17 protein-coding genes and 1 pseudogene are annotated in these 22,274 nt (G+C 47.7%); 6 read left to right on the plus strand and 12 right to left on the minus strand.

The window, feature by feature from the left end:
- Positions 1-92: 92 nt before the first annotated feature.
- From FJD32_RS17540 to FJD32_RS17550, 3 genes are all read right to left on the minus strand, one after another.
- The gene (locus FJD32_RS17540) at positions 93-1,061 is read right to left on the minus strand and encodes a hypothetical protein (RefSeq protein ID WP_037430564.1); all 969 of its coding nucleotides are present in this window, start codon (positions 1,059-1,061) and stop codon (positions 93-95) included.
- 44 nt (positions 1,062-1,105) lie between these two features.
- Positions 1,106-2,005: a 3'-5' exonuclease gene (locus FJD32_RS17545; protein ID WP_088586000.1), complete on the minus strand. Its 900-nt coding sequence runs from the start codon at positions 2,003-2,005 to the stop codon at positions 1,106-1,108.
- A gap of 104 nt (positions 2,006-2,109) precedes the next feature.
- Complete coding sequence (locus FJD32_RS17550; RefSeq protein WP_088586001.1) at positions 2,110-3,036, minus strand: DUF808 domain-containing protein; 927 nt, start codon at positions 3,034-3,036, stop codon at positions 2,110-2,112.
- A gap of 256 nt (positions 3,037-3,292) precedes the next feature.
- On the opposite strand from FJD32_RS17550, the gene rpiA reads away from it, so the two are divergent.
- On the plus strand, positions 3,293-3,952 hold the full coding sequence (gene rpiA, locus FJD32_RS17555) for a ribose-5-phosphate isomerase RpiA (RefSeq protein ID WP_039978629.1): 660 nt from the start codon (positions 3,293-3,295) through the stop codon (positions 3,950-3,952).
- Between the two features lie 91 nt (positions 3,953-4,043).
- Here the strand turns inward: rpiA and FJD32_RS17560 are convergent, their stop codons facing one another.
- Together FJD32_RS17560 and FJD32_RS17565 are read right to left on the minus strand one after the other, a co-directional pair.
- On the minus strand, positions 4,044-5,234 hold the full coding sequence (locus FJD32_RS17560) for a class I SAM-dependent methyltransferase (protein WP_047536960.1): 1,191 nt from the start codon (positions 5,232-5,234) through the stop codon (positions 4,044-4,046).
- A 271-nt stretch (positions 5,235-5,505) separates the two neighbouring features.
- Entirely contained in the window at positions 5,506-6,639 is a 1,134-nt protein-coding gene (locus tag FJD32_RS17565) for an endonuclease/exonuclease/phosphatase family protein (RefSeq protein WP_088586002.1), read from the minus strand.
- Positions 6,640-7,250: 611 nt separating this feature from the next.
- Here FJD32_RS17565 and FJD32_RS17570 point away from each other — a divergent pair.
- The 5 genes and pseudogenes from FJD32_RS17570 to FJD32_RS17590 all read left to right on the plus strand — a co-directional run bounded on the left by FJD32_RS17570 (position 7,251) and on the right by FJD32_RS17590 (position 12,823).
- A complete protein-coding gene (locus tag FJD32_RS17570) occupies positions 7,251-7,931 on the plus strand; it encodes a hypothetical protein (protein WP_037430570.1) in 681 nt (226 codons plus the stop codon).
- Between the two features lie 22 nt (positions 7,932-7,953).
- Positions 7,954-9,327, plus strand: coding sequence for a magnesium transporter (gene mgtE, locus FJD32_RS17575; RefSeq protein ID WP_037430572.1), 1,374 nt, complete (start codon positions 7,954-7,956; stop codon positions 9,325-9,327).
- Between the two features lie 316 nt (positions 9,328-9,643).
- Positions 9,644-10,636: pseudogene (locus tag FJD32_RS25265) on the plus strand (methyl-accepting chemotaxis protein); the annotation flags it as partial.
- Between the two features lie 98 nt (positions 10,637-10,734).
- Positions 10,735-11,634: an IS982 family transposase gene (locus tag FJD32_RS17585; protein WP_088585327.1), complete on the plus strand. Its 900-nt coding sequence runs from the start codon at positions 10,735-10,737 to the stop codon at positions 11,632-11,634.
- Between the two features lie 451 nt (positions 11,635-12,085).
- Complete coding sequence (locus tag FJD32_RS17590; RefSeq protein ID WP_231640356.1) at positions 12,086-12,823, plus strand: ABC transporter substrate-binding protein; 738 nt, start codon at positions 12,086-12,088, stop codon at positions 12,821-12,823.
- A gap of 71 nt (positions 12,824-12,894) precedes the next feature.
- Here the strand turns inward: FJD32_RS17590 and carB are convergent, their stop codons facing one another.
- From carB to FJD32_RS17625, 7 genes are all read right to left on the minus strand, one after another.
- A complete protein-coding gene (gene carB, locus FJD32_RS17595; RefSeq protein ID WP_055647163.1) occupies positions 12,895-16,119 on the minus strand; it encodes a carbamoyl-phosphate synthase large subunit in 3,225 nt (1,074 codons plus the stop codon).
- Between the two features lie 27 nt (positions 16,120-16,146).
- Positions 16,147-17,322: a glutamine-hydrolyzing carbamoyl-phosphate synthase small subunit gene (gene carA / locus FJD32_RS17600; protein WP_086024082.1), complete on the minus strand. Its 1,176-nt coding sequence runs from the start codon at positions 17,320-17,322 to the stop codon at positions 16,147-16,149.
- 168 nt (positions 17,323-17,490) lie between these two features.
- Positions 17,491-18,303, minus strand: a complete 813-nt coding sequence (gene dapB, locus FJD32_RS17605; protein WP_037415093.1) for a 4-hydroxy-tetrahydrodipicolinate reductase — start codon at positions 18,301-18,303, stop codon at positions 17,491-17,493.
- A 70-nt stretch (positions 18,304-18,373) separates the two neighbouring features.
- Positions 18,374-18,991, minus strand: a complete 618-nt coding sequence (locus tag FJD32_RS17610) for an FKBP-type peptidyl-prolyl cis-trans isomerase (RefSeq protein ID WP_037430413.1) — start codon at positions 18,989-18,991, stop codon at positions 18,374-18,376.
- 192 nt (positions 18,992-19,183) lie between these two features.
- Positions 19,184-19,993, minus strand: coding sequence for a M48 family metallopeptidase (locus FJD32_RS17615; RefSeq protein ID WP_037415087.1), 810 nt, complete (start codon positions 19,991-19,993; stop codon positions 19,184-19,186).
- Positions 19,994-20,128: 135 nt separating this feature from the next.
- Entirely contained in the window at positions 20,129-20,722 is a 594-nt protein-coding gene (locus FJD32_RS17620) for a GNAT family protein (RefSeq protein WP_037430412.1), read from the minus strand.
- A gap of 132 nt (positions 20,723-20,854) precedes the next feature.
- Positions 20,855-22,195: a DEAD/DEAH box helicase gene (locus FJD32_RS17625; protein ID WP_088586979.1), complete on the minus strand. Its 1,341-nt coding sequence runs from the start codon at positions 22,193-22,195 to the stop codon at positions 20,855-20,857.
- Between the last annotated feature and the right edge of the window lie 79 nt (positions 22,196-22,274).

A 22,274-nucleotide genomic window follows, 5' to 3' on the forward strand; every position in this document is an offset into this window, starting at 1 on the left:
GAAACTCACAAAAGAGTCGTGAAAACGCCTTAAAGGATAAATTTAAGCGCTGTGCGTACCAAGCACTCACTAATTAATCCCATCGCTGAAAGTTAATCATCAAGGGTTGAGATAAAAATTCGCCGCAAATCATTGTCCCAAAGCTGGATAATCTTGCGGGTCTTATCCTTATTCCAAAAACACTTACCAAACAGGATAAGCCCTGCGCCCTCTAAATCCCGCTTATCTTCGATATTAAAGCGCTTAAACAGTTTGATTTTGACGGCCTCAATAGGAATGCCTATGTCTTTACTGTCGGCAGGATTGAGCCAAGATAACGTCGGGTCGCTATGGGAGATAGTGCCCCAGTACATATGGGGTTTATTATCCGTCGGATCCGCATCGGCAAAATTCACAAACAAATTCTTCGCCCGCCAGCGGTACTTACGCTCATCATCGGTATAAACCCAAAGATCCGAAGTCGCCAGATCGGAGCCTCGCAGCAGGCTATGGAGTAACTTTTCTAGCCCTTGGCTCGGTGTACGCTTTGCCGTGATGGCTATTTCTGGCTTATCGGCCGCTACCTGATAGTCAGCTTTGGGCTCCTGTACTGACGCTAATTGCTCAGTATCATTTTCAATGTCACTTTTGGCTCCAACCTCTTGCTCTTGGGGAGCCTTGATTTTGTGCGCTGAGTTAGATGGTCTCTTATTACTGGGATTAAGTGAGAAATCGATAACCAAGGCATCTGCGTCGAGCAGTTGTTGCTGCACTTCGAGGGCATCTTGTTCTTCACGGGACTTTTGCGCCGACGGATTAAATTCGATGCAATCGAGCTCATGGTAACGGGAGCCAAAACAGGCGGCCCTACCATCCTTAGATGCTTTACGAAAATAGGCTTTGCCGTAGCAGGCGGGGCAATATAAATGCTGGCGCAAACGCTCAATCTCAGCCTCGGGTAACTGCTGAAACTTGAACACACTGTAGGTGACACCGGCCTGAGCATGAGGATTGAGTCGTAATGGTGACGAAGCCTGCTCTGCCGCAGCCTCGGTTGTGAGTACACAAATCGCATCCAACATCTCTTGCCCCCCTAATCCTTATCTTCGCGACCTTATCTCAAGTCTTAAGCTGGATGAAAATAGCTCGCGAGTCGTGTGGCTAAACTCGGCGGCAATAAGGGTTTATTACCGACAGTCGTTTTGCCATAAAAACCTTGCAGCTTGTCGATTAACTGCCAAAAACAGAGGTTTGCCGCCAATGCATCGAGGGCGGCGTACTGAATTTGCGCTTGGGATAAAGGCACCTGTTGCCAATTCGAGAGGGTAATTTTTTTAGGTTTATCGATGCGTTTATGCAGTAATGCCGCCACCAATTGCCGCGTGCCCATCTCCTTCCCAGCCCGGAGCTGCGCCATCGCCCAATTCAAATCGAGTCGAGGGGAGACATGAATATCCCAATCTCGTTTCAGTGCTTGGCCATCGCCCCTTAATCCAATCCCCACTTTGAGGATCTGCTCATTTTCGAGCAAAGGTTTAAGCTCAGCGAGCCTCTCACCCAATACCGCCTGTTGAAATAAATAACAGGTATCGGAGGTCGCCAATTGCACTAAGCTCAAGGGATGTTGAACACCCGGCTCAAAGCTTGCCCGCGTTTCGGTATCAAACCCCAGCACGGATTCACTGCTAAGTTGTTGTAAGGCGGCGGTAAGCTTATCGAGCATGACTAATTCTACTCGCATTTCCACCCGCATGTCGTCCCGCATATCCACCAGCGACAGTGGCGAAAGATTAGCCAGCTCGGCATCCGTTAAGCGCGTGGTTAAGGCAAGCTTTTGTTGAAACCATGCAAACTTGAGTTGCGAATCGCCTGCCGATAAATCCCCCGCTTGGAGCTCGGTTAACTCCGCCAGATAGTTGCTGCCCGCCGCATCCATCGCCGCCAGCAGTTTGTCGGCATGTTCGCCTAATTCCTCACGCAGCCAAGCCAACTTATTGGGGGAAAGGCAATAACGCATTAATTGCATAATTCGTCCTTGAGCGCTGAAATAATCGCGGCGAGCACCTTCGCACTCGCACAGCTCGGATTAGCTGACGCTATAATCGCCAGCTATGAAAGGATGACAACGGATCAGCTACGCAGCTTTTGAAATCCAGTCATCACCAATACCGCCACCGCGCCCGCCGCGATGCCAAAGAGCGCGTTAAGAATGCTTGGCGTCAGTAACCCAAGCACTGGGCCGACTAGGGCAAAGGTTTCCACGAATTGCTCGGCATGGTGGATTTGCTCGCCGACCCAATGTAATCCATGGGTTAGAATGCCGCCGCCCACCATAAACATGGCGGCAGTACCAATAATGGTTAAGCTCTTCATCAACACGGGGGCCGCGCTGAGTAAACCAAAACCCAACTTACGATTAAAGCGAGTAAAGCTCGACTCGCCCTGACGTTGGCTCAGATACAGACCCGCATCGTCCATTTTGACAATCGCCGCGACCAAACCATAAACGCCTATGGTCATCACGATACCGATAACGGCGAGGGTAAAAAACTGCGTCGAGAGCGACTTGTCCGCGACTATGCCTAAGGTGATGGCGATAATTTCTGCCGACAACACAAAGTCGGTGCGGATAGCACCCTTCACTTTTTCCTTCTCATAGGCCGCCAGATCGCTTATCTCGGGTAAGTCCGATTCGGTCTGCTCCGCGTGTTTGTCTTTTCGATGGCTATAGCTGTGGTGTAATTTCTCAAAGCCTTCAAAACATAAAAACAAGCCGCCGAACATCAACAAGGGGGTCACAGCCCAAGGAATAAAGGCGCTGATCAACATGGCTGCTGGCACTAAAATCAATTTATTGCGAAAAGAGCCTAAGGCCACCGCCCAGACAACTGGTAATTCACGGTCGGCACTCACGCCTGTCACCTGCTGCGCATTCAAGGCTAAATCGTCGCCTAACACCCCAGCGGTTTTCTTGGCCGCGACCTTACTCATCACTGCCACATCATCCAAAATGGATGCAATATCGTCGAGTAAGGTTAATAAACTTGCCCCTGCCATACACACTCCCTTAAACCAATGTTTTATTTTGCCGATTCTGCTTTGGCAATAGTAACTTAGTTAGATTAAGCCCGCATAGAGTATTGTCTCTATCCAGATGTACTTTATCTTAAAGCACTTCCCTTTATACACAGATTAAATCAGTGCGGGCTGTAAGCAAGATCACAGCCATAGTGCAATAGCACCACACTATTTGGCGGAAAAGAGTATACTAAGCGCAGAATTTTTTACTCATTTGCCATTACAGGATGTCAACATGACTCAAGATGAAATGAAAAAAGCCGCAGGCTGGGCTGCACTCAAATACGTTGAGAAGGACAGCATTGTAGGTGTGGGCACAGGCTCAACCGTTAACCACTTTATCGATGCTTTGGCGACAATGAAGGCCGATATTGAAGGTGCAGTATCAAGCTCAGAAGCCTCTACCCAAAAGATGAAAGCCCTTGGCATCCCAGTTTATGACTTAAACAGCGTCGATAAATTATCTGTGTATGTCGATGGTGCCGATGAAATCAACGGCCATATGGACATGATCAAAGGCGGCGGCGCGGCATTAACCCGCGAGAAAATCGTTGCGGCTGTGGCTGAAAAGTTTGTCTGTATCGTGGATAACACTAAACAAGTGGATATTTTGGGTGAATTCCCTCTGCCCGTTGAAGTGATCCCAATGGCGCGCTCTTACGTGGCCCGTGAACTCGTCAAACTCGGCGGCGACCCAGTGTACCGTGAAGGCGTTGTGACTGATAACGGCAACGTGATCCTCGACGTTTACAACCTTAAGATCATCAATCCTAAGGAATTAGAAGATAAGATCAACGCCATCGTCGGCGTAGTGACCAACGGTCTATTCGCAAAACGCGGCGCCGATGTGTTACTGGTTGGCACCCCTGAAGGCGTGAAAACCTTTACCGCTTAAGGCAAGGTGAGTCGAAAGACTCCCATGCGAGAAACAAAAATGCCGATGCAACTGCACCGGCATTTTTTATGACCCTATGGCCATTAAGCGATTACCACACTCGAGCCACTAAGCCCTTGAGGTAAAAACCTTCGGGGAAGGCGCTGCCAATCGGGTGATCGCTCGCCTGGCTTAAACGCTCGATAAATTGGATCTCACGTTTGGCATCCAGTGCGGCATCGGCAACGATTTTTTGGAACAGATCCGCAGGCATTAATCCCGAGCAAGAGAAGGTCAGCAGCACCCCGCCCGGATTTAATAATTGCAGCGCAATCATATTGATATCTTTATAGCCACGACAGGCACCGTTGAGCTGCGACTTATTGTCGGCAAACTTTGGCGGGTCGAGTACAATTACATCGAAGGTTTTACCCTCATCGCGATACTGACGTAACAGCTTAAACACGTCGGCTTCGTTGTAATGCACATTGTCATCATTTAACCCATTGACTCGCATATTCAAACGCGCAGTATCGAGGGCAAGTGATGAGACATCGACGTTCTCAATGCTGGCCGCGCCCGCCTTAGCAGCATAGAGGCCAAAGGTGCCGGTGTAGCAAAAACAGTTCAGTACCGATTTGCCTTTCACAAAACGGGCGGCGATGGCGCGGTTATCGCGCTGGTCGAGGTAGAAACCGGTTTTATGACCCTTAGTCACATCAACGGCGATTTTGATACCGTTTTCTTCAATAATGACGGGCATTTCAGGCAGCGTGCCATGGAGTAAACCCATGGTAGAGGCTAAGCCTTCTTTCTTACGGGAATCGACGTCTGAGCGCTCATAAATCGCGCAATCGGGGTACAGCTCGGCGAGCACATCGACAATAGTGTCACGCCATACATCGGCGCCCATGCTCAGTAATTGGCACACCAATACATTGGCATATTTATCAATAGTGATACCGGGTAAGCCGTCGGACTCAGCGGCAATTAAACGGTAACCCGTTAAGCCTTGTTCACGGATCAAATCATCGCGTCCCGCTTGTGCACGCAGAATACGACGCTTAAAAAACTCACGGTCAATTTCTTCTTCGCGATCAAAAGTCCAAATTCGTACTTGGATTTGAGACTCAGGAGACCAAGCACCACGGCCCAACCAATGACCATCGTGGGCAACCACATCGACGGTCTGCCCCGGTTCAGGCTTACCTTTAACGTTGTGGATCCCGTTGGAAAAGACCCAAGGATGACGACGCTCAAGGGACTTTTCGCGACCGGGTTTAAGTTTGATTCTGATAGCCATAGTACCGCCTTTGATAATTGTACCGCCTGTGTGTTGTACCACCGTAATCAATAGTACCGCTCGAACACTAGGCGCCGCCCTCTAAAAATGGAAGCGGATAATATACCTAATAGGGTTCAAGTGCGAGCCATCTGTCCAAAACATCAGCTCTCCATTCCCATGGTCTGCGATCATACTCCAGTTTCGCGGGTAAAACCCTGGGCCGAGGGCGTGTTAACGATTCAAGATGAGATGTTGTTCTTGATGGCATCCTCGACAGTTATTTTACTTGCTAACGCCGCAGCGCCAATTCCACCCATACCGGTGCATGGTCGGTACTGTAAGCATCGCGCTCATATTCGGGCCTGACTAAGTGTCTATCGCAGGTTTGATAATCCACCACCTGAGCCAAACTGCGACTATCACTGGCATCAAACTCATTGGAAAGCAAAATATAATCGAGTACCGAACCTTTAGGGCCGTAGTAATGGGTTGCAGCTCGATGCTCCCGAGAATGGACTAGGTTATCGGGCATATTCGCCGCAATAAATAACTCGTAAGCATCTTGCAGTCGATATTGGGCAAACACAGCCGAACGTGCAGTATCAGACAAATGCCCAAGTCCCGCGGCCTTGATATCGTTGCTGTGGAGATGCTCGCCTTGGAGCGTTAATGCATCCAACGCCCCCATGGACAAACTATCGTTAAAATCACCCATCAGGATCACCGGATATCTTATGCTTTGCCGCCGCGCGAGAATAGTATGGAACAACAATGCCGCCTCTGCGCCCCGCTGCATGGTCGATGCCCAGCGACCTAGGGCTTGCTCAGTTAATAACTTAGTCTCAGAGTGCAACGCAAGCGTAGGTGGCGCACTTAAGGTTAAGCCTAAGGGATGTGGCTCTAACGCAAGTCCCGGGCGCTTAGATTTAAAATGCACCACATAGCAATCACAAGCGCCAATTTGCGGTATATCCACCGTCGCCCGCAGTACTTTACGACTAAAGGTAAATTGGCTCGATAACCCCATCGCTGCCACTAAATGTGCATCGGGTTCAATCGCATGCACCTCAAGGATTGGAAAGCGCGACGCTAGCGCAACCACAGGGCTTTGATAAATGTAATCACAGATCAAAGTGGCGCTATCAACTATGGCAAAATGTGTTAACCCTTGCTGCGCCGCAAGTTGTTTTAATGGCTCAGGGCTAAACACCTCCTGAAACCCGACAATATCCGGATGATATTGGTTTAAAAGCTCGCCAAACCACTGACACTTCTTTTGCCACTGGCCATGGCTATAGATATTTTCAAAATCGTAAAAGGCTAAAGGTGGTTCAATAAAATTAAATAGATTGATAGTCGCAATACGAATATTCGAATGGCAGTTTTCAGCCGAAATGGACTGCTGTTGGGAAGCAAATGTCACAGGTGATTCCTCTTTAGCCAAACCGTTGTGCTAATTAAACTCGGTTCTTAACTGATTGCGATAAATCGATTTTATCATTAAATACATCCATTAACTGGCGCAGAACAACAGCAATTAATAAATATCAAACCTTATAAAAATACAGCCAGCCCCCAAGGCAACCTACTGCACACCAAAATGCAACACAGCAAAAACCTAAAACAAAAATCAACTCAAGAATAAAAGCAAAATTGAAACATAAACATAGGTAATTGCCTATTGGGTTGACTTTCATTGTCAGCGGTTTAGAATCTAGCCGATTTTACCATTAGGAGACCCACTGTGGGCACACACATAAGCGACAGTAGATGCCCTGTCCAAAAGACAGGATTTAACGCCTAGCACTAGCCCGCAATATTTTGCTGCTACCTGCTAAGCAGGGTAGTAGCGTGACACATCTCACCCCACACCCGTACATTCAATTTCAGACCTTAATATTAGCCAGTCATGCTAGCGTTAGCGCTCGCCTATTGGTTTTTCCGGCATTGAGCCGGAGGATAAGTGCTGCCTATTGAATACATCTTCACGCCTATTTTGCCCCAGTTGGCTCCCCACACTCAGGGAGTTAAACCATGGCGTACACAAACAAGCCATTCACCTTTGCTTTTCAGTCTTGGGCATTTTTGGGACTATGCATTAGCGTCGCAACACATGCCTCTCAACTCGATGTGGATGATCCCAGCATCGCCGAACACTGCGAGTTACAGCTAGGTTGGCAACAGCCGAGATCCGATCATAGCGCAAAACAGATAAATGGCAGTGGCACCTGCAACTCAGGCCAGTGGGAATGGCACTTAGGCATTGAACAACAAAGTAATAATGCTATCAATGAGCAGCAAACCGAGCTGGGATTCAAATTGCCATTAAATGCAGACTATGCCCCTTGGCAAAGTGCGCTGGCTGTTAATTTGCAAAAAAATCATCAAGGCAGCCACCCTCTAACAACGCAAATTGTAGGGATTTTGGGATATGACTTGGCAGCTCAGAATTTACGCCTCTATAGCAACCTAGGTATAGATCAGTATGGCGCTCAATCGCCCCAGCTTATTGCAGGAGTTGCTATCGCCTTCGAATACGACACTGAGCAGCAATGGATAGCCGAATTTTATCGCCATGAGTCCCATGAACGAGCCTACAAACTCGCATATCAATATTTACTTAAAAGACAGTTACAACTTCAACTAAGCCTAGGCAACAGCCTAAAAGGAAACACACAACAGCTGGGCGCTGACTTTACCTTTTTCTTTAATTAATAGATCGTTGGGAGAATGAACTATGAACATGAACAACAACCAAAAAAATACTAAGCAAATCGTCGTAGCTATCCAAAATATTTTAGAGCAGCGCGATACAGCAGGCATTACGGCTTTAGCGAAAGAGCGTCACCCCGCAGATATTGCCGCTGTAGTTGGTAGCTTTACTCAGCCACAGCAATTACGGTTTTTGCAACTTGCGCCCGCCAAAATTGCGGCGGATTTATTTCGTTATTTACGTGATGAATTACAAACAGAATTAGTGCAGCAGTTAGATAAAACCACGCTGTCATCGCTGTTGCTCACTATGGCAGCGGACGAGCGCGCCGATCTTTATAACCTGCTCGAACCTGAACAACAAAAACGACTATTGCCCGTGTTAGCACAGGCAAAACGAGAGGATATGCGCACTTTAGCCGCCTACGATAAAACCAAGGTCGGTGCGGCGATGACATCGGATTACACTCTGCTCAATAGCCGTCATACCGCCGCCCAGGCGATTGAAATGCTGCGCACGGAAACCGCCGATAAAGAGACGATTTATCAAGCCTATGTGGTCGATATGTTAGGCCGTTTAATTGGAACGGTATCACTTAGACAATTACTTTTAGCGCAGCCAGAAGAGCGAGTGGTCGACTTTATGAAACCCAACCCCATCGCCTTAGATGCCAACGCCCTTTGCCAAGAGGCAGTACAGATGATCGCCCATTACGATTTGTTGGCTCTCCCCATCATCAATGGCAAGGGACAGTTAGTCGGTATTGTCACCTATGACGATGCGATGGACATTGCCAGTTCACAGGTTGATGTTGAATTTACTAAAACTGCGGCCATCGGCAATATTGATCACAATTTAAAAACCGCCAGCATAGGCTTGCTCTATCGTAAACGAGTCGTTTGGTTGGTCATTTTGGTGTTTGGTAATATTTTCTCAGGCGCTGGCATCGCCTTTTTTGAAGATACCATTGCCAGTTATGTTTCTTTGGTGTTCTTTCTTCCCCTGCTCATCGATAGCGGCGGTAATGCGGGTTCACAATCAGCCACCTTGATGGTGCGAGCCTTAGCCACTGGCGAAGTGATACTCAAGGATTGGCTCTCATTGCTGGGGCGTGAATTAGGGGTAGCAGGATTACTCGGTGCCAGCATGGCCTTAGCAGTATCGCTACTTGGGTTTTGGCGCGGTGGTCCAGAAATCGCCTTGGTCGTTGCATTAACCATGCAGATCGTCGTGATCATTGGCAGCCTGATTGGCATGTCACTGCCCTTTTTACTCAGCAAGTTAAAAATGGATCCGGCTTCAGCCAGCGCACCACTTATCACCTCAATCGCCGATATCATTGGTGTGCTCGTTTACTTTAGTATTGCTACAATGATTTTAGATTTACCTGTGGCTTAAAAGAGTTACAACGCTTTTGCTGCGATGCTGATGAAAAGCGTTAACACTCAAACTAGCAAGCTCAATTAAGGTTGAATCGCAATTTGTAGAAATACAGTACGAGATATTCACTTGTTACCCAAAATGGACTTGGGCAATTTATTTGCTCAAGTTCATAAATTCATTGTTATTCAATAAAAAAGTAAGATTATGGCATTGATATACGTTAATATTTTCTTACCACACTTTCCTACTTACCCTAATACCGCAGGGATTGCACCTTAGACGTTATTAATTCAGTGGCCATAACAATATCAATAAAAGTTTAGAGGTTTTTATGTGGTTTAATTCAAGACTCAAAGCAGAAAACGAAGTGCTGAAGCAAAAGCTCATTGATCAACAAGATAGATACGAAGTTGAAATCGAAGAGCTAAAAAATATGGCCCGCGAAAATGAAGCCATGCAACAACAGTCCCGCCAAAATACCGATCTTTATAGTGAAGTTATTGCCTGCCAAAACCAAGGTGGCGAGATGTTAAATGCGGTGAGAGAAGGACTCGCGAGCAGCGCCGAGTTACTCACTGAAGAAAAAGAATCATTATCTGAATTAGATAAGATTTTTGATCAAACGCGGGTAGCCATTGTTAATTTAGGCAATCGAGCGACCTATATTAATGAGCAAGCCACCAGTAGCATGCAAGCGGTGACGGAGCTCAACAGTACCACCTCATCTATTAACCAATTTGTTGCCGCCATTCAAGGTATCTCAGAGCAAACCAACCTACTTGCTCTCAACGCTGCAATTGAAGCCGCTCGGGCGGGTGAAGCGGGTCGTGGCTTTGCTGTTGTTGCCGATGAAGTCAGGCAATTAGCCAGTAAAGCACATGAGGCCAGTAGCCAAATCGAGAAACTGGTTAAACAGATTGTAACGCAAGCCTCTAATATTAAAGAGATTGTTTATAATAATCAAAACAGTGCCCTCGATGTCGCCTCCTCTTCCACCCAAATCGGCCAAGTGGTTGAAGATGTACTGCAACGCTCTAATAATATGCAGCAGGTGATTCATAATGCTGCGACCGCATCATTTTTAAATACCACTAAACTCGACCACGCTGTTTGGAAGAGTAATGTGTACCAACTCATTGAAAAAAATCAGCACAATCATGGCGTAAATTCCCATACTGAGTGCCGCTTAGGCCAATGGTATTTCAAAGGCTTTGGCGCTGAAAATTATCAGCATTTAAGCAACTTTAAGGCGTTGGATGCTCCCCATAAAGCGGTGCACGATGCAGGTAAAGCAGCACTCGCGGCAAGGCAACAAGGTAATTTAACCTGAGCTTCGGATAAGAATTTAGCTCCCAAAAGGAACTAAATGCTCGTTCCCTGATCCGATCATTCGACCAAGAGTGATTAGAAAAAGGAACGAGCATGAACAAACTAGTTGAAACTTACTGTGATGTCGATGATTTCTGTCAGTTATTTATCCCACATTGGCAACGCTTATTGCTTGATAATGGTGAAATGAAGCGTAATAGACCTTGTCGCCTTTCTCCCGCAGAAGTGATGACCATTATCATTCATTTCCATCAATCACATTACCGAGATTTCAAAAATTATTATCTGCACTATGTTTGTCGCCAGCTAAAACCCTATTTTCCAGAGTTGTTGAGCTACACTCGTTTCCTTGCATTAATGCCTAGCGTCGTTGTCCCTATGTGTAGCTATCTGACTTCAAAGCTTGGAAAGCCAACGGGAATTCAGTTTGTCGACTCCACTAAAATTGAAGTCTGTCATATTATTCGAGCGAAGCGAAATAAGGTTTTTGAAGGCATTGCCGAACATGGAAAGGGAACTATGGGCTGGTCGTTTGGATTTAAACTGCATCTTATTATCAATCACTTGGGTGAAATTGTAGCGTTAAAACTGACGAAAGGTAATGTCGATGACAGGCAACCTGTCAGTGAAATGGCTGAGTCTCTTTTTGGTAAGCTTTATGGTGATAAAGGCTATATTAGCCAAGCCCTAACAGGTGAGCTTTTGGAAAAGGGCGTTGAGTTAATCACCACAGTTCGTAAGAACATGAAGAAAAAGTTTATTTCTCTATGGGATAGAGCAATCTTAAAAAAGCGATTCATCATTGAAACAGTGAATGACCAATTGAAGAACATTTCCTATATTGAACACTCAAGACACCGCAGCGAGCATGGGTTCATGCTCAATCTACTTGGTGGATTGATTGCATATTGTTTAAAAGAAGAAAAGCCATCGTTAAATCTAACAGCTCAGGAGCTTGAACTGTTAGATAGCTCTAATTTAGTGCTGGCTTAACCAGATCTGAGGTTAATTTACCCGAAATGGTCAGACAATTACGTTTAATGGAAGACTCAAGCATGCGAGTCGTTAATTGCCTCGATAATCTACTACGAGATGTTTATCGCTAGTAACAGCAATATATACCCATGAATAGCGCGCTTTTTAAGTGACCTATTCATGGGGCATCAATTAGCAACCTCACTCATCTAAAGCTCACTAAAACAGATATAGCGCATCGGCAGCCTCCTTTGCACAACAAGGAGGCAATTCTATCTTGCCTCAATGACCAATATGATTTATCAATAATTTTCTAACCCAAGAGTACAGATCACAAAATAACCCTAAAGTGGCTTGCGAGCTTAAGAGTTGTCATCTTTAATTCAATATGAGCACGCCGTGAGACTCGCATATAACATTCTAATTCCTAGGGTTATTAATGACATTTTTTACCCATTTAGTGCGCGTTATGCTTCTCTGCGTTATCCCGCACACAGCTCAGGCCACACTCAATATTTATACAGAAGAATGGGCTCCGATTAGCTTTTCGGTTGATGGCCAACCCGATGGATTAGCTGTACAAGTCGTGCAAGAAATCCAAAAACGTATCGATAACCAAGATCCTATCAAGATTGTGCCCTGGGCTCGCGGCTGGAAAATTATCACCGAACAACCCAACACGGTGTTATTCACAATGACACGTACCGCAGAGCGTGAGCGTATGTTTAGTTTGATAGGCCCTGTCGCGGTTGGCACAACAAACTTTTATGCTCTAAAAAGTAGCAAGCTTAACATTGACTCAATTGAAGGTGCTAAGCAGGCAAAAGCAATTGGGGTGTATCGTTCCTCTGTCGAAGAACAATTATTAATGGATCATGGGTTTACAAATCTCGCCCCCTCATCGACACCACTACTAAGCGCAAAGCAGTTAATGAAGCAGCGAATCGATCTATGGTGCAACGCTAATCTCACGGCGCCAAGTATTCTTGCAGAAGCCGGAGCCAGTATTGATGATGTAAAATCCCTCTACACCATCAGCGCGAATCATCTGTACATTGCATTTTCTCAAGGCACACCAACGGAGGAAGTTGATAAATGGAAAGAAGCACTAGTCAGCATCAAGGCCGATGGCACCTTTGCACAAATTTATCACCGCTGGCTGCCCAATGATGCGCCGCCAATGGAAACCGAGCGTATCGGTTTATAAACCTTTTACCCCTTAAAAACAAAGGCCGGATAACAACGTTATCCGGCCTTTTGATTTCAGAAGCTTATGGCTTATTTAGCCAATACGCGCTGATGCAGCTCTTGCACTGACGTCACGTTAGTGCGATCGTCCGCAGCGTGTGCCATGCAAGTGGCAAATGCCGCGTTCATGGTCGTGGTGTAGTTCACTTTGTAACGCAGTGCACCGCGACGTAATTGACGCGAGTCTTCAATCGCTTGACGGCCTTCGGTGGTGTTCACAATGTAGGTGTACTCACCGTTCTTGATGCGGTCAAGAATGTGTGGACGGCCTTCGTGTACCTTGTTCACTAAGCGTGGGTTGATACCCGCTTCACCTAGGATAACCGCTGTACCGTGGGTGGCATCGATTTGATAACCCAGCTCAATCAACTTAGCGGCTAAGTCGGCAACACGTTTCTTATCGCTGTTACGCACAGACAAGAGTGCACGACCAGACTTAGGCACTTCAGAAGTCGCACCTAACTGCGCCTTAGCATAGGCTTCGGCGAAGGTATCGCCCACGCCCATTACCTCACCCGTTGAGCGCATTTCTGGGCCTAACAGTGGGTCAACGCCAGGGAACTTGTTAAATGGCAGTACCACTTCTTTCACAGAGTAGAAAGGTGGAATAACTTCTTCAGTGAAGTTTTGCGCTTTTAAGCTTTGACCTGCCATCACACGGGCGGCAATCTTCGCTAACGGCACACCAGTGGCTTTCGACACAAATGGCACGGTACGCGCTGCACGTGGGTTAACTTCAATCATGTAGATTTCGTTATTCTTCACGGCAAACTGCACGTTCATCAGACCGACAACACCCAGCTCCATCGCCAACTTGCCGACTTGTACGCGCATGCGATCTTGGATTTCTTGGCTTAGGGTGTAAGGAGGCAGAGAACAACCTGAGTCACCTGAGTGAACACCCGCCTGCTCGATATGCTCCATAATCGCGCCGATAACCACAGTTTCACCGTCACAGACTGCGTCGATATCCACTTCGATAGCATCATCTAGGAAGTGGTCTAACAGTACTGGTGATGCGTTAGATACGCTTACCGCTTCGTTGAAGTAGCGCAGTAAATCCTGTTGGTCGTAAACGATTTCCATCGCGCGGCCGCCCAGTACATAGGATGGACGAACAACCAGTGGATAACCGATACGCTCAGCGGCAATTACCGCACCTTCAACCGTAGTGACGGTATCGTTTTCAGGCTGCTTCATTTCCAGGCGTTGAATCGCTTGCTGGAAACGCTCACGGTCTTCTGCACGGTCAATCGCATCTGGGCTAGTACCAATAATCGGCACACCCGCCGCCTCAAGGGCGCGAGCCAGTTTCAGCGGAGTTTGACCACCGTACTGCACGATAACGCCCTTTGGCTTCTCGATACGGACGATTTCTAACACATCTTCTAGGGTAACAGGCTCGAAGTACAGACGATCTGAGGTGTCGTAGTCAGTAGAAACGGTTTCAGGGTTACAGTTCACCATGATGGTTTCATAACCGTCTTCACGCAGGGCTAATGCCGCGTGCACACAGCAGTAATCGAATTCGATACCTTGACCGATACGGTTTGGACCACCACCTAACACCATGATTTTGTCACGGTCAGATGGGTTCGCTTCACACTCTTCCTCGTAGGTTGAGTACATGTAAGCGGTGTCAGTCGCAAATTCAGCCGCGCAGGTATCTACGCGCTTGTAAACTGGGTGGATGTCGAAACGGTCACGCAATTTACGGACTTCAGTCTCGTTTACGCCAAGGACCGCCGCCAGACGCGCATCGGCAAAACCTTTACGCTTAAGCTTACGCAGCAGTTCTTCGTTAAGACCGGCTAAACCGCCTTCGGCCACTTGGCCTTCCAGCTTAATCAGCTCTTCAATCTGGACTAAGAACCATGGGTCAATATTGGTTAAACGGAAGATTTCATCCAGGGTTAAACCCGCACGCATCGCATCGGCGATGTACCAAATACGGTCACAGCCAGGCTCTTTTAGCTCGAGGCGGATACGGGCTAACGCATCAGGCTTAGACATGTCAGTAATCGGGTCTAAACCGTGACGGCTTACTTCTAAACCGCGCAGGGCTTTTTGTAGTGACTCTTGGAAAGTACGGCCAATCGCCATCACTTCACCCACAGACTTCATCTGCGTGGTTAAGCGGTCGTTAGAACCAGCGAACTTTTCAAAGTTAAAGCGAGGTACTTTAGTCACAACATAGTCAATTGCAGGCTCGAACGACGCTGGCGTACGGCCGCCAGTAATGTCGTTCATCAGCTCATCGAGGGTGAACCCCACCGCTAACTTGGCCGCAATTTTTGCAATCGGGAAGCCAGTTGCTTTTGATGCCAATGCCGATGAACGCGATACCCGTGGGTTCATCTCGATGATCACCATACGGCCATCTTTCGGGTTGATACCAAACTGTACGTTCGAACCGCCCGTTTCAACCCCAATCTCACGCAGTACGGCCATAGAGGCATTACGCATGATTTGGTATTCTTTGTCAGTCAGAGTTTGCGCGGGTGCAACGGTAATAGAGTCGCCAGTATGCACACCCATTGGGTCGAAGTTTTCGATAGAGCACACGATGATACAGTTGTCGTTACGGTCACGAACCACTTCCATCTCGTATTCTTTCCAACCGATTAAGCTCTCGTCAATGAGCAGCTCTTTGGTTGGCGATAAATCTAAACCTTGAGAACAGATTTCTTCGAACTCTTCCTTGTTATAGGCGATACCACCGCCCGAGCCACCCATAGTGAATGATGGACGGATAATACAAGGGAAACCCACTTGCTCAAGAACGCCATAGGCTTCTTCCATGCTGTGGGCGATGCCCGCGCGTGGACACTCTAAACCAATGCTCTTCATGGCTTTGTCGAAGCGGCTACGGTCTTCGGCTTTATCAATCGCGTCGGCAGTCGCGCCGATCATTTCAACGTTAAATTCAGCCAGCACGCCTTTAGCCTCAAGCTCAAGCGCGCAGTTTAGAGCGGTTTGACCGCCCATGGTAGGCAGAATCGCATCAGGACGTTCTTTAGCGATAATGTTACGTACCACTTCCCATTGGATTGGCTCGATGTAAGTGGCATCGGCCATTTCAGGGTCGGTCATAATGGTGGCAGGGTTAGAGTTCACCAGAATGACGCGGTAACCTTCTTCACGCAGGGCTTTACAGGCTTGAGCGCCTGAATAGTCGAACTCACACGCCTGACCAATGACAATCGGGCCTGCACCTAGGATAAGAATACTCTTTATATCTGTACGTTTTGGCATTGCTTCTCTCTTCTCCTAGCTTGCGTATTACTTAGCGTTCTGACTTTTCGTTACAAGACGATAGTGTTCAATAAGCTCGATAAAGTGATCGAACAGTGGGGCCGCATCGTTCGGACCAGGGCTCGCTTCAGGGTGACCTTGGAAGCTGAACGCAGGTTTATCCGTCAGATGGATACCTTGCAGTGAACCATCGAACAGTGACTTGTGGGTCACTTTGATATTGGCAGGTAATGTGGCTTCATCGGCAGCAAAACCGTGGTTTTGGCTGGTGATCATCACGTTACCTTTTTCGATATTGCTCACTGGGTGGTTAGCACCATGGTGACCAAACTTCATCTTTAAGGTTTTCGCGCCTGATGCCAATGCCAGTAATTGGTGGCCTAAACAGATACCGAAAATCGGCGTATCGGTTTTCAGGATTTGTTGAATCGCTTCAATCGCGTAGTCGCATGGCTCTGGGTCACCGGGACCATTAGAGAGGAACACACCGTCTGGGTTCATCGCTAACACGTCAGCAGCGGGTGTTTTTGCAGGAACAACCGTCACATCACAGCCACGGTCAACCAACATACGCAGGATGTTTTGCTTAACGCCGTAGTCGTAGGCAACCACTTTGTATTTAAGCGCTTCTGCTGGAGTATCTTCAGGCAAACCACCCACTAAACGCCAGCTACCTTTACGCCATTGGTAGGCTTTGTCAGTAGTGACTTCTTTCGCTAAATCCATGCCCTTTAAACCTGGGAAGGCTTTAGCAGCTGCAAGCGCTTTGACTTCATCTAAGTCAGCACCCGCCATGATGCAACCCGCTTGGGCACCTTTTTCACGGAGGATTCGAGTTAATTTACGAGTATCGATATCTGCGATGCCAACAACATTGTTTGCTTTGAGATAATCGCTAAGGGTTTGTTGATTACGGAAACTACTTGCTATGAGCGGAAGATCGCGAATGATTAAACCACAAGCATGAACCCCATTGGATTCGACATCTTCATTATTGGTACCAGTATTACCAATGTGGGGGTAGGTTAAAGTTACTATCTGGCGTGAATAAGAGGGATCAGTTAAAATTTCTTGGTATCCCGTCATCGAAGTGTTAAAAACAACTTCACCAACTGAGAGACCATCGGCACCTATTGCTGTGCCAGTGAATACGGTTCCATCTTCGAGTACGAGTAAGGCAGACTTTGTCAACGCGACCTCCATAAAGAGCCAAGCCACTGAAATATAATGTTTTTATGTTATGTTAAGATACCAATTTCCGCTGATTTACGAAATTTTGACAAATTCCAGCGAGTTTACAGGATAAACTCAAACTCGTCTATACATTGGTATCTGAGTGCAAAAAAAAACGCCAAATGGCGTTTTTTAATTTTAATGTAAACCTAATACCTGCTGCATATCATACAGACCCGGTTTCTGCTCCACCAACCAATGAGCGGCACGCATAGCGCCGTTGGCAAAGGTCATACGGCTTGAGGCTTTATGGGTGATCTCTAAACGCTCACCAATATCGGCAAACATGGCGGTATGCTCACCGACTAAATCACCCGCGCGCACAGTCGCAAAACCGATGGTTTCACGGTCACGCTCGCCAGTGATCCCTTCGCGGCCATAGACGGCGCATTTTTCAAGATCACGACCTAAGGTCTTGGCAATCACTTCACCCATTTTTAGTGCCGTGCCAGATGGCGCATCTTTCTTATATCTGTGGTGACCTTCGATAATCTCGATATCAGTGTAATCGCCCATGACCTCAGCGGCCAACTCAAGCAATTTCCACATCAGATTGACACCCACAGACATATTCGGCGCCATCACCACCGGCGTTTGCTCGGCAAAGGCATTGATTTGTTCTTTTTGAGCATGATTGAAACCGGTTGTGCCGATCACCATGGCTTTCTTATGGCGTACGCACCAATCTAAATGGACAATACTGGCCTCTGGCGCAGTAAAATCAATCAGCACATCAAAGTCATCGGTCGCATAGTCAAGCGAATCCATGATAATGACATTTAACTTACCCACACCGACAAGCTCGCCCGCATCCACGCCAATTAAGCTTGAACCTGAACGCTCAATCGCCGCGCCTAAGCGAATGTGCTCTTGATGATAAGCCGATTCAATAAGAGTCCGTCCCATGCGTCCACCCGCACCGACAATTGCAACTCTCACTTGTCCACTCATTTCAATCTCCTCAATCTTTTTTGTCTTCCATACAAAAACGCCTAAGACTGGCTTAGGCGTTTCAATCACATTAGACGATGTCTAATAACTCGACTTCAAACACTAAGGTTGAGTATGGAGGAATAGAAGCACCCGCACCACGCTCACCGTAAGCTAAGTGATGTGGAACGAATAATTTTAACTTGGTGCCTACTGGCATCAGTTGCAGTGCCTCAGTCCAGCCAGCGATAACGCCAGATACTGGGAATTCAGCTGGTTGACCACGAACAACAGAGCTGTCGAACACATCACCATTGATGAAAGAACCATGGTAGTGAGTACGAACAGTATCTTCGTAGGTTGGTTTTGCACCACTACCTTGAACTAATACTTCGTATTGCAGACCAGAGTCAGTCACGATCACGCCTGCACGTTTAGCGTTTTCCACTAAAAACGCTTCACCTTCAGCAGAAGCCGCAGCAGCTGCTTGCTCTTGAGCCGCTTGAATGCGACGGCTGATCTCAGTGAATGCAACTTGCATATCTTGCATAGATACAGCGCTTTCAACGCCAGCAAACGCATCGGCTAAGCCTGCTTGAACAGCAGCAATATCCACACCTTCAAAAGAATTGGCAGCCAGTTGCTCGCCCATTTGACGACCAACACCATAGCTTGCTTGCTGTTCAACAGTACTGAATTTATCAGACATAATTAACGACTCTCAATGTTCAATGGAATTTTGCGCGCCAGTTTACCATAGTTCCACGCCCTATGCTGATAAACTGACTGCTTATTTAACTTTGGCGGCGATTTTACGTAACCGATGCGTATTTATCCAGCAATAGCGCCTAATTGCGGCAAGATAAGGCCTGCATCTAAACGATCGCCACGCTCTGAATGACTATTTAGGCAACACGCATTGATTTTTGATACTCGCCTTTGCGCTCTGATACAAAGGCTGCATTTGCCCCTGTAATTGCTCGAGTTGGGCAATGCGATTGCTGTTGGATGGATGCGTTGATAACAGCTCTGGCCCTTGGCTACCTCCCGCTTTCGACATATTGTGCCACAGCACCACGCTCTGGGCAGGGTCGAACCCTGCCCGTGCCATCAGCTCCAGCCCCATCACATCCGCCTCACTCTCCTGAGCGCGGCCAAAGGGTAAAATCACCCCGACCTGCGCACCAAGCCCCAAAGCCGACATATATAAGTCACGGTTTGAAACGCCGCTCGCGCCAAGGGCGGCATCGGCGATTTGCATCCCCATCCCCGTCATCTGCGCCCGAGAGACCTGCTCATTACCGTGCTGGGCTAATACGTGGGCCACTTCATGGCCTAAGACTGTCGCGAGTTGATCCGGCGTGCTCGCGACTTTTAATAATCCGGTATACACGCCAATGTGTCCGCCAGGCAATGCAAAGGCGTTCACTTGCTCGGAGTTGAATAGCACGACATCCCACTTCTGGCTTTGATCGGGTAGCACAGCGGTGACGCGATTCGCCACACAATTTACATACTGGGTGAGCTTTTTATCGCTGCTGATCTTTTGCTGCTTTTTCATTTCTTCAAAAGAAGCATCCCCCATTTGCTGCATTTGCGATGCCGAATACAGCAAGGTTTGGCCACGCCCCGTGGGCGATTTAGTGGTCGCGCAGCCCGATAATCCTAACGTGAGTCCAACCGCCACTAAGGCGAGTGTTATTGATTTCATAGGGAACTCCTTAATCCGAACGAGGCTGAAGCTAGCAGACTCAACTAATCATGATTAAGATTTTACTGAGATAGCAAGCAGAAGCCAAACGAGATTCAGAATCTTGTCTGGTAGCACGAGTGAGCCTAGCGCCAGTTAAGGTGCAATATAGTCTTCCCTTAACATGGCATAGAGATACTCATCGCCCCATGCACCCTTAAAGAAGATATTTTTGACATAATGGGCTTCGCGCCGAAAGCCGAGTTTTTCGAGTAATCTACAGCAGGCAAGATTGTCTACATCGGTTATCGCAATAACACGATGCTTATCTAATTCCACAAAGAGATAACCCAGCAATGCGCTGACGGCCTCAAACGCAACCTGCTGGCCTTGATACTCAGGCGCAATCGTAAAGCCGATTTCCATTTGCTGCTCATCGATAAAATGCAGCGCCACATCGCCCACTAAGGTGGCAGGCGTCGCAAACGATGCCTCAGTGACAATCGCCAATTGAAACCAAGTGTCCGCCGCGCCAAATTGTGCGTAATCCATATTCTCGAATAACGCGACAGCATCGCTATAAGAGTAATCCGTCCAGCTTTGATATTTGGCGACCTTAGGCTCGGCTCGATAGGCGGTAAAAGCTTCAAGATCCGCTCGCTGAAATGCTCGAAGCGTAAAACGTTGGGTGGTTAAACCGTGATTTACCATATGGTGAAGTGCGTTACCTATCGCCAATGTCGACGCCATGCCAGCTCCTTTCATGTGAATAAACCGCTAATGTCAGTAAGTCCCTAAACTCGCTATATAGTTCACCCAGCGGAAACCGGTAAACAGTACCAATAAGTGCTAGCAGTTTATGGATAGCAGCGCGGGCTTATCTCAACGCTTGCCTTTAAAGGCTTTGACGCTGTGCTTATTAATACTGCGACGATTCGCCTGTTTATCCCGAGGTGGACGCTTAGGTACAACCTTATTCTCGGCCCCATCTTCTCTAGCTCTTTCGCTCGGCTTATCGGTCACCGGAAAGTCTGCCAATGATGCTAACGGTAACTCACGCGCCGTCAAGTTGCGGATCGCGGTTAAGCTTGGCACTTCACCATGGCACACCAAAGAGATAGCGAGCCCTTTGGCGCCCGCCCTTGCGGTGCGGCCAATACGGTGCACATATACAGGCGCACTGGTGGGTAAATCTAAATTGATCACCACTGGTAAGGCATCAACATGAATACCTCGGGCCATCAAATCTGTCGCCACCACCACTTGAATACGATTGGCTTTAAAGTCGGCCAAGGTTTGGCTGCGCACGGTTTGATCTTTTTCACCGTGCAGCGCAGCAGCATTTATCCCCGCCTTAACGAGTCGTTTCGCTATCGCATCAGCATCATCGCGGGCACTGATAAACACTAGCACTTGCGGCCATTGATATTGTTTGAGTAACGCAATCAATGCCTGCGCCTTACTGCCCTTATTGACTAAATACAGTTGCTCTTCGATTTCGGCGGCGACAGCATTGCGTGTACTGGCTTCAACCCGCAGGGGATTATTGCTCAGCAATTTACCCACCAAGGAATCCAACGCCTCTGGCAAGGTGGCTGAAAACAGTAAGGTTTGCTTACGCTTAGGCATCATGGTCATCAGCTTTTGCACATCGGGCCAAAATCCCATTTCCAGTAAGCGGTCGGCTTCGTCTAGCACTAGATATTTTATCGAATCGAGACGGATATAGGACTGCGTGCATAAATCCAATAAGCGCCCAGGGGTTGCCACCACAAACTGCGGTTTAGCGGCAAGTTCGGCTAATTGCTCTTCCTGCGCGATACCGCCACAGAGGAGCTGAATATTCAAAGAAGACGATAACTTACTCGCCAGCGCGTGCAACGCTATCGTTACCTGCTGCGCTAACTCACGCGTTGGCACCAACACTAATGCCAGTGGATTAGCCGCAGGCACGGATTTAGCCATCGTTTGCTCAGCAATTTGTTGCCAGAGGATTTGCAGCAAAGGTAAACCGAAAGCCAAGGTCTTACCGCTACCGGTTTGCGACAGCGCTAACACATCCCGCCCCGCCAGAATCGCCGGAATCGCTAATTGCTGCACCCGTGTCGGATGCTTGAGCCCGGCTGGCAATACCGAACATAACGCCACATTGACGCCAAGCTCGGCAAAGGTTAACGGCTCAGGGGAAGACTCTGTGGAAGGAGAAGGTTTAGGAATGGTCATCACAACACCGATAAAAACATGGGAGCGAAAGTTTACGCAGAGTTGGCTGCTAATACCAATGTTGTTTCGGCTTGGACTA

Origin of the sequence: Shewanella sp. LC6 (assembly GCF_006385735.2) — a bacterium.
GTDB lineage: Bacteria > Pseudomonadota > Gammaproteobacteria > Enterobacterales > Shewanellaceae > Shewanella > Shewanella xiamenensis.